This is a genomic window from Vibrio sp. 10N.261.51.A4, from assembly GCF_041471945.1.
Taxonomy (GTDB): domain Bacteria; phylum Pseudomonadota; class Gammaproteobacteria; order Enterobacterales; family Vibrionaceae; genus Vibrio; species Vibrio crassostreae_C.
The window spans coordinates 76,327-91,857 of sequence record NZ_JBFRPJ010000012.1 but is presented as its reverse complement, the minus strand read 5'-3'; the positions used below and the strand labels follow the sequence as shown (position 1 = coordinate 91,857).

Genomic DNA, 15,531 nt, shown 5'->3' with positions numbered 1-15,531 from the left:
CCCTCTGCTAAATGTAGCGTGATTCCAGGTTAGTGGTTCGGCGCTTTGGAGAAATGGCTCTCAACCAATCTTTGGGTGATTTGGTGAGTTGGATTGGTTAGCACTTGATCTGTTTCCCCACTCTCAACCACATTGCCTTCATGCATGACAATAATCTTGTCGGTAATGTGCTTAACAATACCGAGGTGTTGAGATACATAAACGAACGATACGCCCATCTCTTCTTGTAACTCTAAGAACAGATTGATGATTTGCGAGCGCATTGCCATGTCCAAACCATTTAAAGCTTCATCAGCAACAATGATGGATGGCTGAAGTATTAAGGCACGAGCCAAACAAACCCTTTGTTTCTGGCCTGCAGCAAGCATCTGAGGGTAGAAATACGCATGTTCCGGTAGAAGGCCTACGCGCAGTAGTGTGTCTTTCACACGACGCATACGAGCTTCTGGAGGCATGTTGGTGTTTCGCTTTAATGGACCTTCAAGAATTCGACCGATCTGAATGCGCGGGTTAAGTGACGTATTCGGATCTTGGAAGATCATTCGAATCAGCTTACAACGAGTCGAGTAGTCTTTGTGCTCTAGCTTTTCGCCATTCACGCGGATCTCGCCTGCGGTTGGCTCCACCATGCCTGCGAGCATTCTGGCTAATGTTGATTTGCCAGAACCATTCTGGCCGATAAAACCAATTGTCTGGCCTGCTTCAAGAGAAAAGCTAACTGGCTTCACCGCCTGATGAATCTTTTTACGGAAAAGACCAGAGCGAGTCGTAAAGTCTTTAGACAAATCACTGACTTCTAATAATGCACTCATGATTTCTTTTTCTTCTCCATATTCAGAGGGAAGTGACAGTTGAACTTATGGTTCTTGATACGTTTCGTATGTGGGATCTCGACACACTGCCTTTGTGCGTATGGGCAGCGAGGCCCTAATCGACAACCAATAGGAAGATGTTGCAGCGGTGGAATTGACCCCGGCAAAGACTGGAGCTTCTCCTTGTGGGGAATCCAGTCGTTAAAGTCTGGCATCGCTTTTAACAAAGCAACGGTGTACGGGTGCTTTGGTGCATCCAACAGCTTCGGTGTATCAGCGGATTCTACCGATTGACCACAGTACATCACGGTAATGCGAGTCGCCCATTGGGTAATGGTGGTTAAGTCATGGCCGATCAACACGATGGTGGTGTTATTGATCTGGTTCATACGACTCAAAAGACGCAATATTTGAGACTGTGTAATTGGGTCTAAATCGTTGGTTGGCTCGTCAGCAATCAAGACTTTTGGCTTGGCAGCGATCGCCATTGCGATCATGACTTTTTGACACTCACCATCTGTCAGCTCATAAGAGTAACTGTCCATTAGGCGAGAGTGGTCTTTGATGCCGACTTTGTGTAGTAATGCGATCGCTTGCTTCTTACGCCACTTAAATCGTTGCCACCAACGACCTTCAAACGAATGGGAAGGGATCGCTTCAACGAGCTGGTTACCTACTTTTTCAGAAGGGTCAAGGCACGTTGATGGCTCTTGGAAGATCATTGCGATATCGCGGGCGATCACTCGGCGTCTTTCTTTCGGCGTCAGTTGCAGTAGGTCGATATTACCTAAGCGCATTCGGTCTGCAGAAACCTTCCAGTTTTCTTTACATACTCCGACGATCGCTTTTGCAACCAAACTCTTACCTGAGCCTGATTCACCTACTAAGCCACGAATTTCCCCTTCATTGAGGGTAATACTCATTCGATCTACGGCTTTAACCATCCCTTGAGGGGTCTCAATCTCGATGGTTAGATGTCGAATATCAAGTAACGGCATTATTCGATTCCTGCATTTAGCGCTTGGCGAACACCTTCACCGACGAGGTTAATCACGATAACTGTAAACATAATAGCTAAGCCGGGTAGGGTAACTGTCCATGGCGCAAGGTAAATCAACTCGACCGAATCACCCAAGATGGAGCCCCATTCGGTACTCGGTGCTTGAGCGCCAAGCCCTAGGAAACCTAAAGCCGTGATATCAAGAATTGCGACTGACAGTGCCAGCGTAACTTCAAGAGCGATCACGGTAAGGATGTTCGGAAGGATTGAGTTCCATAGCAGGTAAAAATCGTTCGCACCATCAAGGCGAGAAGCCAGAATATAGTCTTTTTCTACTTCAGCATGCACGGCAATGTACACCGAGCGTATAAAGCGCGGGATCAGTGCCAAGCACAAGGCGAGCAAGATATTAAACTCCCCAAAGCCAAGGAATGCCACGAAGATAATCGCCAGCAGAAGAGATGGAATCGACATAACAGTATCAAGCAGGTGGTTTAGCGTGCTTGATAGTAAACCGCGCGTCATACCAGCAAGTACGCCAATCAGACAACCAATGACGGCTGCGATAAAGGTAATCACCACCGCGGCGCCGAAGGTTAACTGAGAGCCAATTATTAGGCGAGAGAGAATATCTCTGCCTAAGTCATCCGTACCCAAAAAGTATTCTACCGTTCCCGCAGGATCCCAAGAGGGCGGCGTTAATAGGTGACCGGTTTGTTCTTGTGCATCATGCGGGGTTAGCCACGGTGAAGTGACGGTGACCAGAATGATAAGCACCAAACACCACAAGCCAAACATAGCTAGATTATTGCTGCGGAAGCTGCGCCAGAAACGTTCGAACTGGGTTGGAATCTGTTCTTCTTGGTAGACGTTATTTGTTAGCATACCATTCCTTCCTTACCAGTGGATTGATCATCGCGCCCAGTAGATCGGACAGAATATTAGCGGTCAAAACTAAGGTAGCCACCACAATTACACCAGCTTGAATTGAAACGTAATCTTGATTCGATAAGGCATCCAATAACCAGCGGCCAATGCCCGGCCAGTTAAAGATAGACTCGGTAACAATAGCAAGCGTTAACATACTCGATAGCTGAACACCGACCTTAGGAATAATCGGAGGTATCGCGTTTCTTAGCACGTGCTGCGTGATGATCTCTCTAGTGGAAAGACCTTTAATTCGCGCAGCGCGGATGTAGTTTTGCGTCATTACTTCAGCCACTGACGCTCTCATCAATCGGATGACCTGAGTCGTTGGCGCCAGTGCTAAAACAAGACAAGGCAACGCCATGTGCTCGATAACACTTTGTAGTGCGTGCGCACGGTAGCGACCCTCGGCAAAAAAGGCGTCAATCATCGCGAATCCAGTCACGTGTTCAATCTCGTAAAGTAGGTCGTATCGGCCACCAACTGGGAACATTTCAAAGTGCAGTGAAAACACCATGATCATCAGCAACGCGACCCAAAATATAGGCGCAGAGTAACCGGCCATTGAGGTGAACGATATGGTGGTATCAACAAATTTACCTTGTCTCATACCAGCAATGGTGCCGAAAGGGATACCGATGATGAGTGCCAACACAAAGGCAAAGAAGCACAGCTCTAGCGTTGCAGGGAACACCAGGACCAACTCATCGATGATAGGCACACCGTGTTTGCTTAGGCCAAAGTTTAGCGTCGATAATTCAGTGATATAGCTAATCCAACCGGGCCAAAAATCTTGAATTGCCCAAGGTGAGGTTTGGTCTAATCGAAGCAGGGAAAAACCTACCAAGGTCAGAATTCCTAGCGTAATAACGAATAAGTTTACACGTCTTAATGTATACCAAAACATTACTGCACCTCTCTTCTGACTTGATCAAAAGGTTGGGCATTGAAAGGACTTGCTTTAAAGCCTGTTAGCGAACGATCGTGCACGCGAAATTGCACGCCATGAGCTAAAGGAATCACAGGAACTTCTTCATTGAGAATGTTTTGGGCTTGTCGGTACAAGTTCACACGGTGCCTTTGTTGATTGATCTCTAATGCTAAGTCGAGAAGGAAATCAAAGTCTGAATTACACCACATCGAGACGTTTAACCCTGCACGCTCAGAGCTGCATGAGAGCAGCGGACGTAAGAAGTTGTCCGGGTCACCGGTATTGCCTATCCAGCCTGTAAGCAACAAGTCTGTTGAGGAAATAGAGGACAACTGTGTGCGGTCAAATCGGTCGTCGGTATAGAGTTTCAATTCAATACCAATATCGGCTAAGTTTGCTTGGATAAGTTCTGCCGTTTTTCTTGGACTTGGATTGTATGCGCGTGGCTCTAGTGGTACCCACATTGAAAGCTCTAACCCAGGTTCAACGCCAGCTTCTTTGAGAAGCGCAACCGCATAGTTTCGGTCGTAGCGAACTTGAACGCTGTCTTTTTGGTGAGCCCAAGAAGTCGGAGGAAGCAAGGTGTAGGCTTTGGTTCCTGTACCGTAATACACAGAATCAAGAATGTTCTGACGATTGATAGCTAAGTTGAGCGCTTTACGAACTCGAGAGTCACGCAGTGCAGGGTGCTCAGTATTCAGCGCGATGAAAGAGACATTAACCGCCGGAGTAGCAGAAATCTTCAACTCTTCATGAGCCTGAATAATAGGGATTTGGCTAGAAATTGGTGAGTTGAGCACGTCACACTCACTACGCAGAAGCTTGGCAAGTGTGCCTGTTCCACGTTGCGAAGTATCGAACACAACTTGGTCCATTTGTACTTCACCCTTCCAGTAGTGCTTGTTCTTTTTCAAGCGCACTAGGTCGTTGATTTGGTATTCATCCAAGTAGAAAGGGCCAGTGCCGACTGGATTGGAATCGATTCGATTTTTCTCATCCGCTGCAATGAGCTGATTGGCATACTCTTTAGAGTGAATGACCGCATAGCTGGTGGCGATGTTATTGAGAAATGAATTGTCTGGGCGACTTAATTGGAATTTCACTGTTAGGTCGTCAACCGCGGTGATATCGACAATCAGGGTCTTGAAGTCGATTCCGGCAAACCACGGGTATAGGCCGCCACCCACATAATGAAATGGGTTTGAACTATCAATGACACGTTCAAAGCTAAACACCACATCTTGTGCATTCATGCTACGAGTAGGGGTGAACCAGTCTGTCGTTTGGAACGCAACATTTGGGCGCAGTTTGAACGTGTACTCTGTACCTGATTTATCAACAGACCAACTTGTCGCCAAGTTCTGTTTTGGTCGGTACGTCATCGGATCAAGAGTGAGCAGTGTATCGAAAATTTGAGGACTCAGCGATTCTGCGGTAATGCCACTATCAACCAGCTGTGGGTTGAAGGTACTAGGATTACCTTGGCCGCAATAAATGAAGCCTTTTTCACGGATTTGCTCGTGATTCACACTCTCACCACATCCAGCGAGAAAGCTCAGCGTACAGATGCTCAGTGATAGTCTTATTAGTGCTTTCATAAAAAGAAATACTTTTCGAAACGAGGCGTTAGAGGAGCCTCAAGATCCGGACAATTTAACATTTTATTTATTCGGCTCCAAATAATAATCAAGCGTGGACAGCTATTTATCGTTAGCTTGTCCGACAATCGCGTACTTCCTCACCATTCCACGTAATTGGTTGTAGGTTAACCCAAGTAATTCTGCGGCTTGTTTCTGGTTATATTTGCTCTGTTTGAGGGCTTGGTTGAGTAGCTTGATGTCTTGTTGTTCTTGCCATGCTTTGTAATCAAGCGGCAAAGAAAACAAGCTCTCTGATGAAGTATGGCTGTTAGACGGCTCATTGCCAGTTTCCGGAGAGGAATCTTGCTCTGTTTTCCATGCGGGTTTAAATGGGTTAAACACCAAATATTCAATAGGATATGGATCTTTTCCGTGCTGATAGATAGCTCGCTCAATGACGTTTTTGAGTTCTCGTACATTCCCTGGCCAAGAATAATCCAAAAGCGATTCAACGGCAGAGGGGGCAAAGCCAACAAACAACTCCAATTCCAATTCACGACACATCTTAATGGCGTAATATTCTGCCAGTAGCATGATGTCTTCTTTTCGCTCACGCAAAGGAGGGATAGTAATGACGTCAAACGCCAGTCTATCTAATAGGTCTGCTCGGAATTCGCCCTTTAATGCCATGTCTGGTAAGTCGGCATTGGTTGCACACACCAGTCTGACATTGGCACTTAGTGCCTTTTGCCCACCGACACGTTCATATTGCCCGTATTCAATAACGCGCAGTAGTTTCTCTTGAACCGCAAGGGGAGTGGTCGCCAGCTCATCCAGAAACAGCGTTCCGCCTTCTGCTCTTTCAAAACGACCTTGATGACGCCCTTTCGAACCCGTAAAGGATCCCGATTCATGACCAAACAGTTCTGAATCAATCAAACCTTCACTTAAGGTTGAGCAGTTCAATGAGATCAAAGGTTGATCCCAACGTCTTGAAAGGTAATGCAGTCTTTGTGCGATCAACTCTTTACCTGTGCCACGTTCGCCAATGATCAGAATGGGTCTTTCTATTGGTGCGAGTTGGGAAACTTTATCTAACACAGAGAGAAAGCTAGGTGATTCACCAATGAGGTTCTGCTGCATAGCGGGTCCTTGTATGAATTAATCGCTGGAGAGGTCATGTAAGAGCCATAGTGGTGAAAAATACCAATACTTGGCTAAATTCATCATAGCATGGTTCGAGTTAATCACCATTTTATTGTAAGTAACTGATAATAAATGGCTTAAAAGTTGGCACGCTACTTGGATTATTTATGGTAGGTTTAACAACAAACGTAAATTTTTGAGCAAGTGGATTGATAAAGTCGCACAACGATTTGAAACGCATTTGCCATCATTGTAATTAAGGAGTTCCTCATGGGTATTTTTTCTCGCTTTGCAGACATTGTAAATTCAAACATCAGTGCACTATTAGATAAGGCTGAAGATCCAGAAAAGATGATTCGTCTTATTATCCAAGAAATGGAAGACACCTTAGTTGAAGTTCGTACCAACTCAGCAAAAGCAATTGCTGACAAGAAAGAGCTAGCGCGTAAAGTAGAAGCTATCGAAACACAGATTCTAGATTGGCAAAATAAAGCGACACTTGCCCTGACCAAACAACGCGAAGATTTGGCGAGAGCGGCGCTAATCGAAAAGCAAAAACTGGAAGACATCATCAAGAGCCTTCACACCGAACAAACCTTGGTTCATGAAACCATCGAAAAATTGACGAGTGAAATTGGTAAACTTGAAACAAAAATCGCAGAAACTCGTGCAAAGCAACAAGCATTAATGATTCGTAACAATGCGGCAAGCAACCGTCGTGATGTTCAAAAACACCTGCACTCAAGCAAAACCAACGAAGCAATGGCGAAGTTTGAGCAATTCTCGCGTAAAGTGGATGAATTAGAAGCTGAAGCGGACGTTTACGCTAAGACTGGCAACGCAAAATCTTTAGACCAAGAGTTTGCCGAGCTACAAGCTCAAGATGAAATCGAAAAAGAGCTAGCGAAACTGAAGCAACAAGTTGAAAACCGCGATAAATAATCTAGGAGTTGTCTATGTCAACATTTCTAATTGCAGGTCCACTGATTGTCTTTTTAATCTTCGTGGCACCGCTATGGTTATTCTTACATTACCGCAGCAAGAAGAAATCCAGCAATGGTCTTTCTGAAACGGATCTTCAACGTCTGCATAAGCTTTCTGCGCAAGCCGAATCCATGCAAGACCGAGTGAAAACGCTAGAAAAAATACTGGATGCGGAGTCGCCTAACTGGAGACGAAACTATGAGTAGAGAACTGTATCGCGACACGATTAACGGCAAATTGTCTGGTGTGTGTGCAGGGTTAGCGAACTATTTTGGCCTTGAAGTGTGGTTGGTTCGCATCTTAGTTATCTCAGCAGCACTGCTTGGTGGTAGTTTTCTGGTGTTATTAGCGTATTTAGCTTTGACATTTATGCTTGAAAAACAACCACCTCAGTATGTCGACCAAATGAAGGCGAAACAAGAGCATACGCTGAAGCAAAAGCCTTGGGAAAAAGGGCAAACTGCAGAGTCGCTATTGAACACTTTAGAGGGTGATTTCCAGAAGTTAGAGACCAGTGTCCGCAACATGGAAGCTTATGTCACCTCAGATACGTTTAAAGTGAATCGTGAATTTAAGAACATGTAGTGGTAAAACCTAAAAAGGATTAGATAACGGTTTAGGAAAATTTATTCCAAGCCGTTATTTTTTTTAATAATTTTCTCTAAATAAATCTTACGCTGACTGGTAAGTTACATGTGATTAATCTATGTTATAAAAATATTTATAGATATGGATGATCACCAATGTATAGAGCCTCCCTTGTCCTATTGACTGCCTTAGCTGGGTTGTCTGGGTGTGGTAAGGAGCTTCCTCCCGTGCCTGAACCTGAGTCCAGACCCGCCAAACTCTTCACTGTCTCCGTCGGTAATAATGCCTTTGAGCGTAATTTCCCTGCTACCACAGAAGCTGGTGACAGAGCGGTACTCGCATTCCGTGTTCCTGGGTTATTGCAGAGCATCGATGTGACCGCTGGGCAGCACGTGTCTAAAGGCGACGAGCTTGCTAAGTTAAATCCCGATGAATATCAACTACTAGAGAAGCAAGCAAAAGCGAATTTTCAGCTAGCCGATGTTCAATATCAACGTGCGATCAAACTTCGTAAAGATCGTGTGGTATCAGAGCAAGATTTCGACCAAGCGAAAGCGAACCACAATTCAGCTCGCGCGGTGCTTAATCAAGCTAACGCGAATCTTCGCTACACCACTTTGGTTGCGCCGTATGACGGAACCATTTCCATCATTCCTGCTGAAAACCATGAATACATTGCGGCTAAACAAGGCGTGATGAATATTCAAACCAATCAAATTCTTAAAGTCGTCTTCTTATTACCCGACCAACTTATTACGCGCTTTTCATCAGGGGTCGAGATTGATGCAACCATGGTTTTTGATGCGTTTCCTGAAAACTCTTACGTTTTAACCTTCCAAGAAGTGGATACCGAAGCTGACCCGAAAACAGGTTCGTACAAAGTCACCATGGTAATGGAAAGACCCACCGATGTGGGTATTTTGCCCGGTATGTCTGGCTCGGTAAATCTCGTTTCATCGTTAGCGGCGGCCACCAAAATACCAACGTCAGCAATGATGACCGATGGGGATGATGTCTCTGTATGGCGTGTGAATAGCGACGGCATTGTTGAAAATGTTGCCATTGTCATCGATGAAAAACGCCATATCGTCTCTGGATTGAACGATGGCGATCGCATTGTGACTTCTGGCGTCAATGGTCTTGAGTCGGGCATTAAAGTTCGAGAGTGGATCAAGGAAAGGGGGCTATAACATGAAAACACTTAAAGTGGCTGCTGGCCTGTCGTGTTTAGCCTTACTGACGGCTTGTGAAGATAAGCAAGCTGTAGAAGTGAATAACACGCCCTTGGTTAAAGCTATCGAGATTTCAGTCATCGATTTTAGCGACAAACTCTATTTCCCTGCGGTAGCAAACGCTGCTGAGAAGGCTCACCTCAGTTTCCGAGTTGCGGGTGAAATCTTCAAGCTAGATGTGAAGGAAGGTGAACGAGTTGCCAAAGGGGACATCATTGCCGAGCTTGACCCTACCGATTATCAATTGGATGTGGACAATGCTCAAGCTCGTTACACGGTAATCAATAGTCAATACCGACGTTCGAGTCCGCTAGTGAAGAAAGGCTTATTGGCTAAGTCGCAATTCGATGAAATTGCCGCTCAACGCCAGATTGCTTATGCCGAGTTGGAACTGGCGAAACTGCGCTTATCGTTCACTATGCTTCGTGCGCCTGTTGATGGGATTATTTCTCGAGTCAGTGTCGACCAATATGAAAATATTCAGGTAGGCCAACAGATTGTGAACATTCACAGTGTTGAGGATGTCGAAGTTGTGATTCAGCTCCCTGACCAAATTTATGTGAATCAACCCAATGAAACGCTCCTCTCGAACGTGGAAGCTGTGGTGAGAGTGCCAAGCGGTAATGAATACACCGCAGGTATTAAAGAGTTCACCACTGAACCCGATCCAAGTACGGGTACCTTCACGGTTACATTAGCTTTGCCGATGCCAGAAGACGATTTGATTCTTGATGGTATGGCCGTTGATGTGACTTCAAACGGGCGGGATATCGGTTTGGAGCTAAAAGCTGGTGTACTTATTCCGATCGAAGCGGTATTCAATGCAGACGGTGATGAACTGGATCGTAAAAACTCTTATGTGTGGGTTCTTAACGACGACAAGACAGTCTCGAAACAACAAGTCGTGTTAGGAAAAGCAAACCAGGAAACATTGCAGGTAGTGAAAGGATTGGAAATGGGGCAGCATGTCGTTGTTGCAGGCGTATCGCGATTGCGAGATGGGATGACAGTGGAAGTATTGTCTCAGGAGACGAACAATGAGTGAAGTAAAAAACAAGCCCCAAAATGACGATCAACAGGGTGATGATCAGATCACAGGTGTTGCTTCTTACTTTATACGTAACAAAGTCATTAGCTGGATGCTATCTCTGATCTTTCTTATTGGTGGTGTTTCAGCATTCTTCGGTTTGGGGCGTTTAGAAGATCCTGCCTTTACCATCAAAGATGCAATGGTCGTGACTTCATACCCGGGGGCAACGCCTCAGCAGGTGGAAGAAGAAGTTACCTACCCACTAGAGAAAGCGATTCAACAGCTTACCTATGTCGACGAAGTGAACTCTATTTCAAGCCGTGGCCTGTCTCAGGTAACGGTAACGATGAAGAATAACTATGGTCCGGACGATCTTCCGCAAATTTGGGATGAACTTCGCCGAAAAGTGAATGATCTTAAGGTTGAACTGCCACCTGGGGTCAATGATCCTCAAGTCATTGATGACTTCGGTGACGTTTACGGGATCTTGCTTGCGGTGACGGGTGATGGTTATAGCTACAAAGAGCTGCTGGATTACATTGATTATCTAAGGCGAGAGCTGGAGTTGGTTGATGGGGTCAGTAAGGTCTCTGTTTCTGGTCAACAACAAGAGCAAGTATTCATTGAGATATCGATGAAGCGGATAAGCTCCTTAGGTCTGTCTCCAAGCACGGTATTTAATCTTTTATCGACTCAAAATATTGTATCAAGTGCAGGAGCGGTAAGGATTGGTGATGAATATATTCGAATCCATCCAACGGGTGAGTTCCAGAACGTTGAACAGCTTGGAGATTTGATTCTTACGGAAGGTGGCGCTCAAGGGCTTATCTATCTAAAAGATGTGGCGAATGTAACTCGTGGTTACGTTGAGGTACCGAGTAACATCATTGGTTATAACGGCGAACTCGCGCTTAACCTGGGTGTCTCTTTTGCGCAAGGCGTGAACGTGGTCGCAGTGGGTGAAGACTTTGATCGAAGACTCGCCGAGCTTAAATATCAACAACCCGTCGGTATCGACATCTCCGAGGTTTATAACCAACCTAAAGAGGTGAACAAGTCGGTAAGCGGATTTGTGGTGAGTTTAGGGCAGGCGGTTGCGATCGTAATCGTGGTGTTACTGTTCTTCATGGGAGTACGATCGGGTCTGTTGATTGGTTTGATACTGCTATTGACCGTATTCGGCACCTTTATTTTCATGCAGTACTTCAAAATCGACCTTCAACGTATTTCACTGGGCGCGTTGGTTATTGCCTTGGGGATGCTGGTGGATAATGCCATTGTGGTGGTGGAGGGGATATTGATCGGCACGCAGAAGGGGCGAACCCGGATGCAGGCCGCCACTGATATCGTGACCCAAACCAAATGGCCACTGCTCGGTGCAACGGTGATTGCGGTCACCGCGTTTGCTCCAATTGGTTTGTCTGAAGATTCAACGGGCGAATACTGTGGCACCTTGTTCACGGTACTATTGATTTCATTGATGCTGAGTTGGTTTACTGCTATCTCGATCACGCCGTTTTTTGCCGATATCTTCTTCAGAGGACAGAAGGTTGATCCCGATAACGAAGGCAAAGACCCATACAACGGGATGGTTTTTGTTATCTATAAAAACTTCCTTGAGTTCTGTATGAAACGCGCGTGGCTAACCATGATCGTTCTGGTGATTGGTTTAGGTGCGAGTGTGTACGGTTTTGGCTTTGTGAAACAAGCATTCTTCCCATCTTCAACTACTCCGATGTTCCAAGTGGATGTTTGGATGCCAGAAGGTACGGATATTCGAGCAACTAATACCAAGTTGAGAGTGCTTGAGAGTTGGTTGTCGGAACAAAGTGAAGTTGAACATATCACGACCACGGCCGGTAAAGGTCTGCAGCGTTTCATGTTGACCTACTCACCCGAGAAGAGTTATAGCGCGTATGGCGAAATCACGGTTCGTGTGACAGATTATCAGGTACTTGAAGGGCTGATGCGTCGCTTCCGTGAACACGTTGACAGTCAGTTCCCTGAAATTGATTACAAACTTAAGCAAATTGAATTAGGCCCTAGTGGCGGTGCGAAAATTGAGGCTCGAATCGTCGGTTCAGACCCAACCGTGCTACGTTCAATCGCAGCTCAAGTTATGGACATCATGCGTGCTGATGACGGAGCATTTAACGTTCGTCATGATTGGCGTGAAAGAACTAAGGTATTAGAGCCTCAGTTCAATGAAAGCCAAGCGCGTCGTTATGGTATTACCAAGTCTGACGTTGATGATTTCCTAGCGATGTCTTTCTCTGGTAAGTCGATTGGTGTGTATCGTGATGGTACTACGTTGATGCCTATTGTGGCTCGTTTACCTGAAGATGAGCGAGTTGATATTCGCAACATCGAAGGTATGAAGATTTGGAGCCCGGCATTAAGCGAATATATTCCGTTGCAGCAAGTGACGCTTGGCTACGAATTGGAATGGGAAGATCCACTTATCATCCGTAAGAACCGTAAGCGTATGCTGACGGTAATGGCCGACAACGACCTATTGGGTGAAGAAACGGCTTCGACGTTACAGAAACGCTTACAGCCACAAATTGAAGCGATTGAGATGCCACCGGGTTATTCGTTGGAGTGGGGTGGTGAATATGAGTCATCTGCTGATGCACAAGCGTCTCTGTTTACCACTATGCCGATGGGTTACCTGTTCATGTTCTTGATTACCGTGTTCTTGTTCAACTCGGTCAAAGAACCGCTAATTGTTTGGCTAACGGTTCCATTAGCGCTAATCGGGGTAACGACAGGCTTATTAGCCTTGAATACACCATTTGGCTTCATGGCATTGCTAGGCTTCTTGAGTTTATCCGGGATGCTACTTAAGAACGGTATCGTACTGCTTGACCAAATTGAGATTGAGATGAAGTCCGGTAAAGATCCATATGTAGCGGTTGTTGATGCGGCACTGAGTCGTGTTCGTCCGGTATGTATGGCTGCGATCACCACCATTCTTGGTATGATCCCTCTACTACCGGACATCTTCTTTAAACCAATGGCAGTAACCATCATGTTTGGTTTAGGCTTTGCGACTGTACTCACGCTAATCGTAGTACCTGTGCTGTATCGTTTATTCCATAAAATTGAAGTGGCTTAACGTCAACTAACCTTTGAAATAATGCCCCTAATTGGGGCATTATTTTTATGTACGATTACTAAAAGAGACTATCGAAATGGAAGCGAATACAGTGGATAGAACGTGTGCATGGGCGCTTAAACATGAGCTTGAAAGGGAGTACCACGATGCAGAGTGGGGCGTGCCTGTTTATGATGACCAAGTTCTGTTTGAGTTCATTACTTTAGAAGGTGCTCAAGCCGGTCTGAGTTGGATTACGATCCTTAAAAAGCGTGAAGGCTATCGTGCCGCGTTCGATGATTACGATCTAAACAAGCTAGCTGAGCTGAATGAAGACAACGTGCCGCACATCATTGAAAACTTCGATGTGGTTAAACACAGGGGTAAGATTGCTTCGGTATACAACAATGCACGAGCAACGCTTGAATTACAGAAAGAGTTCGGCTCTCTTTCTAATGCCTTATGGCAATTTGTTGATAATGAAGTGATCGTGAATCAATGGACTGAGATGTCTCAAGTTCCCGCTTCTACCGAGCAATCTAAAGCGATGAGTAAGTTTTTGAAGAAGAGAGGCTTTAAGTTTGTAGGAGAAACAATCTGTTACGCATTTATGCAAGCAACAGGTATGGTCAATGATCATTTAGTCGGTTGCCCACACAAATAAAGTGTTATTTATTTCAGCGGAACAATCACTTAGAAATTGAAAAATTCATAGCCATTTTTTCATCGATCTGAGATCTTTAAGTGGATGTGCTTTAAGGTTCAATATTGGCTTTGAAAGCTTCTGGACTATGAGCGGTTTGTATTATGAGCTGAAGTATCTGAATATGAGTATTTTGAGTTATGCTTTAAACAGAAAAAGGCAGGAATATCCTGCCTTTTTTGCATATTAGACCTATCGTCTCAGATTAAATCAGAGCGCTATAACGTTCTAATCCCGCCTCTAGATCAGCAATCAGGTCATCAACATCTTCTAACCCAATATGAACACGTATCAAGGTACCTTCGAAATTAGGATTGGCAACAGTTCTCAAGCTGTCAAAACTGCTTGGTTCGTTAGCTAGAATCAAACTTTCAAATCCACCCCAAGAGTAACCCATACTAAAATGTGTCATTCCATCAAGTAACGCTGTCGTCGCTTTGATATTAGAGTTGTTTAGTACAAAAGAGAACAAGCCATTACCGCCAGTAAAATCTCGTTTGAAGAATTCATGGCCTGGGCAAGACTCAAGAGCAGGGTGACGAACGTGGTTAACTTCAGGACGAGTCTCTAACCATTTTGCGACCTTCAAGCTGCTTTCTGCGTGTTGGCGTAGACGCACATCAAGAGTACGAATGCCGCGAAGCCCTAAATAAGCATCATCAGGTGAGACACATTGCCCCATCAAGTAACTTTGCTCTCTTAGTTGATCCCAGCATTTCTCATTGGCGACTGCCGTACCTAGCATCACATCAGAGTGACCCACGATGTATTTGGTCGCTGCTTGAATCGAGATATCAACACCAAAATCAAACGGTGAGAAGTTCACGCCAGCCGCCCAAGTATTGTCTAGCATAACGATGATGTCATGTTCATGAGCGATACGCGCTAGTGTTGGAATATCCTGCACTTCCATGGTGACAGAGCCTGGAGACTCAGTAAACAGCACCTTAGTGTTTGGCTTGATAAGGTCTTGGATACCTTCACCAATCGTTGGCTCGTAGTAAGTTGTCTCTACCCCCATCTTTTTCATGATGGTGTCACAGAAATCACGAGTAGGTTCGTAGCAGGTGTCAACCATTAAAATATGATCACCTGTTTCTACAAAAGAGAGAATGGCATTCGAAATTGCTGCTGTACCACACGGGTACAGTGCACAACCCGCGCCGCCTTCTACTTCAACCATCGCATCTTGGAAGGCAAAATGAGTGTTGGTTCCACGACGTCCGTAAAAAAGGGTCTTGTTAGCGCGGTTAATCGTAGCTTTACGCTTCTCTTCTACTGAGTTAAATACGACAGTTGAAGCGCGTTGTACTGGTGGGTTAACAACACCATTGGTCCACTTCTTATCACGACCGGCAGTGATAAGTTTAGTGGTTTTGTTCTCGGACATGCTGTGAATTCCTTATCAATCGGTTATGTCCTATTTAAAACATGCCAAGAGTGTTCAAAGCAAGAGCGGAGCGGGGATTTTTGCGCTTTTCTTACGATTTTTAACCTTTCA

At 45.2% G+C, this 15,531-nt stretch carries 14 protein-coding genes; 7 read left to right on the top strand and 7 right to left on the bottom strand.

Annotation, left to right across the window (positions count from 1 at the left end; genetic code table 11):
* Nucleotides 1-29: 29 nt before the first annotated feature.
* The 6 genes from AB4384_RS04045 to pspF form a co-directional block, all read right to left on the bottom strand.
* Nucleotides 30-812, bottom strand: coding sequence for an ATP-binding cassette domain-containing protein (locus tag AB4384_RS04045; RefSeq protein WP_017060304.1), 783 nt, complete (start codon nucleotides 810-812; stop codon nucleotides 30-32).
* Nucleotides 809-1,810, bottom strand: a complete 1,002-nt coding sequence (locus AB4384_RS04040; protein ID WP_017060305.1) for an oligopeptide/dipeptide ABC transporter ATP-binding protein — start codon at nucleotides 1,808-1,810, stop codon at nucleotides 809-811. The genes AB4384_RS04045 and AB4384_RS04040 overlap by 4 nt, the downstream gene beginning before the upstream one ends.
* A complete protein-coding gene (locus AB4384_RS04035) occupies nucleotides 1,810-2,697 on the bottom strand; it encodes an ABC transporter permease subunit (protein ID WP_102320257.1) in 888 nt (295 codons plus the stop codon). The genes AB4384_RS04040 and AB4384_RS04035 overlap by 1 nt, the downstream gene beginning before the upstream one ends.
* Nucleotides 2,684-3,646 carry an ABC transporter permease subunit gene (locus tag AB4384_RS04030; RefSeq protein WP_017060307.1) on the bottom strand — a complete coding sequence of 321 codons (963 nt, stop codon included), beginning with the start codon at nucleotides 3,644-3,646 and terminating at the stop codon, nucleotides 2,684-2,686. Before AB4384_RS04030 ends, AB4384_RS04035 begins: the two co-directional genes overlap by 14 nt.
* On the bottom strand, nucleotides 3,646-5,268 hold the full coding sequence (gene sapA / locus AB4384_RS04025) for an ABC transporter substrate-binding protein SapA (protein WP_017060308.1): 1,623 nt from the start codon (nucleotides 5,266-5,268) through the stop codon (nucleotides 3,646-3,648). The genes AB4384_RS04030 and sapA overlap by 1 nt, the downstream gene beginning before the upstream one ends.
* Nucleotides 5,269-5,370: 102 nt before the next feature.
* A complete protein-coding gene (pspF, locus tag AB4384_RS04020) occupies nucleotides 5,371-6,393 on the bottom strand; it encodes a phage shock protein operon transcriptional activator (protein WP_017060309.1) in 1,023 nt (340 codons plus the stop codon).
* 273 nt (nucleotides 6,394-6,666) lie between these two features.
* On the opposite strand from pspF, the gene pspA reads away from it, so the two are divergent.
* The 7 genes from pspA (at nucleotide 6,667) to AB4384_RS03985 (ending at nucleotide 13,991) form a co-directional block, all read left to right on the top strand.
* Complete coding sequence (gene pspA / locus AB4384_RS04015; protein WP_010440091.1) at nucleotides 6,667-7,338, top strand: phage shock protein PspA; 672 nt, start codon at nucleotides 6,667-6,669, stop codon at nucleotides 7,336-7,338.
* A 14-nt stretch (nucleotides 7,339-7,352) separates the two neighbouring features.
* Nucleotides 7,353-7,586 carry an envelope stress response membrane protein PspB gene (pspB, locus tag AB4384_RS04010; protein WP_004734605.1) on the top strand — a complete coding sequence of 78 codons (234 nt, stop codon included), beginning with the start codon at nucleotides 7,353-7,355 and terminating at the stop codon, nucleotides 7,584-7,586.
* Nucleotides 7,579-7,965, top strand: coding sequence for an envelope stress response membrane protein PspC (gene pspC, locus AB4384_RS04005; RefSeq protein WP_017065334.1), 387 nt, complete (start codon nucleotides 7,579-7,581; stop codon nucleotides 7,963-7,965). The genes pspB and pspC overlap by 8 nt, the downstream gene beginning before the upstream one ends.
* 158 nt (nucleotides 7,966-8,123) lie before the next feature.
* Complete coding sequence (locus AB4384_RS04000) at nucleotides 8,124-9,158, top strand: efflux RND transporter periplasmic adaptor subunit (protein WP_029235302.1); 1,035 nt, start codon at nucleotides 8,124-8,126, stop codon at nucleotides 9,156-9,158.
* 1 nt (nucleotide 9,159) lies between these two features.
* Nucleotides 9,160-10,245: an efflux RND transporter periplasmic adaptor subunit gene (locus AB4384_RS03995; RefSeq protein ID WP_017060312.1), complete on the top strand. Its 1,086-nt coding sequence runs from the start codon at nucleotides 9,160-9,162 to the stop codon at nucleotides 10,243-10,245.
* Nucleotides 10,238-13,348 carry an efflux RND transporter permease subunit gene (locus AB4384_RS03990; protein WP_102320256.1) on the top strand — a complete coding sequence of 1,037 codons (3,111 nt, stop codon included), beginning with the start codon at nucleotides 10,238-10,240 and terminating at the stop codon, nucleotides 13,346-13,348. Before AB4384_RS03995 ends, AB4384_RS03990 begins: the two co-directional genes overlap by 8 nt.
* Before the next feature lie 76 nt (nucleotides 13,349-13,424).
* Nucleotides 13,425-13,991 carry a DNA-3-methyladenine glycosylase I gene (locus AB4384_RS03985; RefSeq protein WP_102320255.1) on the top strand — a complete coding sequence of 189 codons (567 nt, stop codon included), beginning with the start codon at nucleotides 13,425-13,427 and terminating at the stop codon, nucleotides 13,989-13,991.
* Between the two features lie 244 nt (nucleotides 13,992-14,235).
* Here the strand turns inward: AB4384_RS03985 and AB4384_RS03980 are convergent, their stop codons facing one another.
* Nucleotides 14,236-15,420 carry a cystathionine beta-lyase gene (locus AB4384_RS03980; RefSeq protein ID WP_017065338.1) on the bottom strand — a complete coding sequence of 395 codons (1,185 nt, stop codon included), beginning with the start codon at nucleotides 15,418-15,420 and terminating at the stop codon, nucleotides 14,236-14,238.
* Between the last annotated feature and the right edge of the window lie 111 nt (nucleotides 15,421-15,531).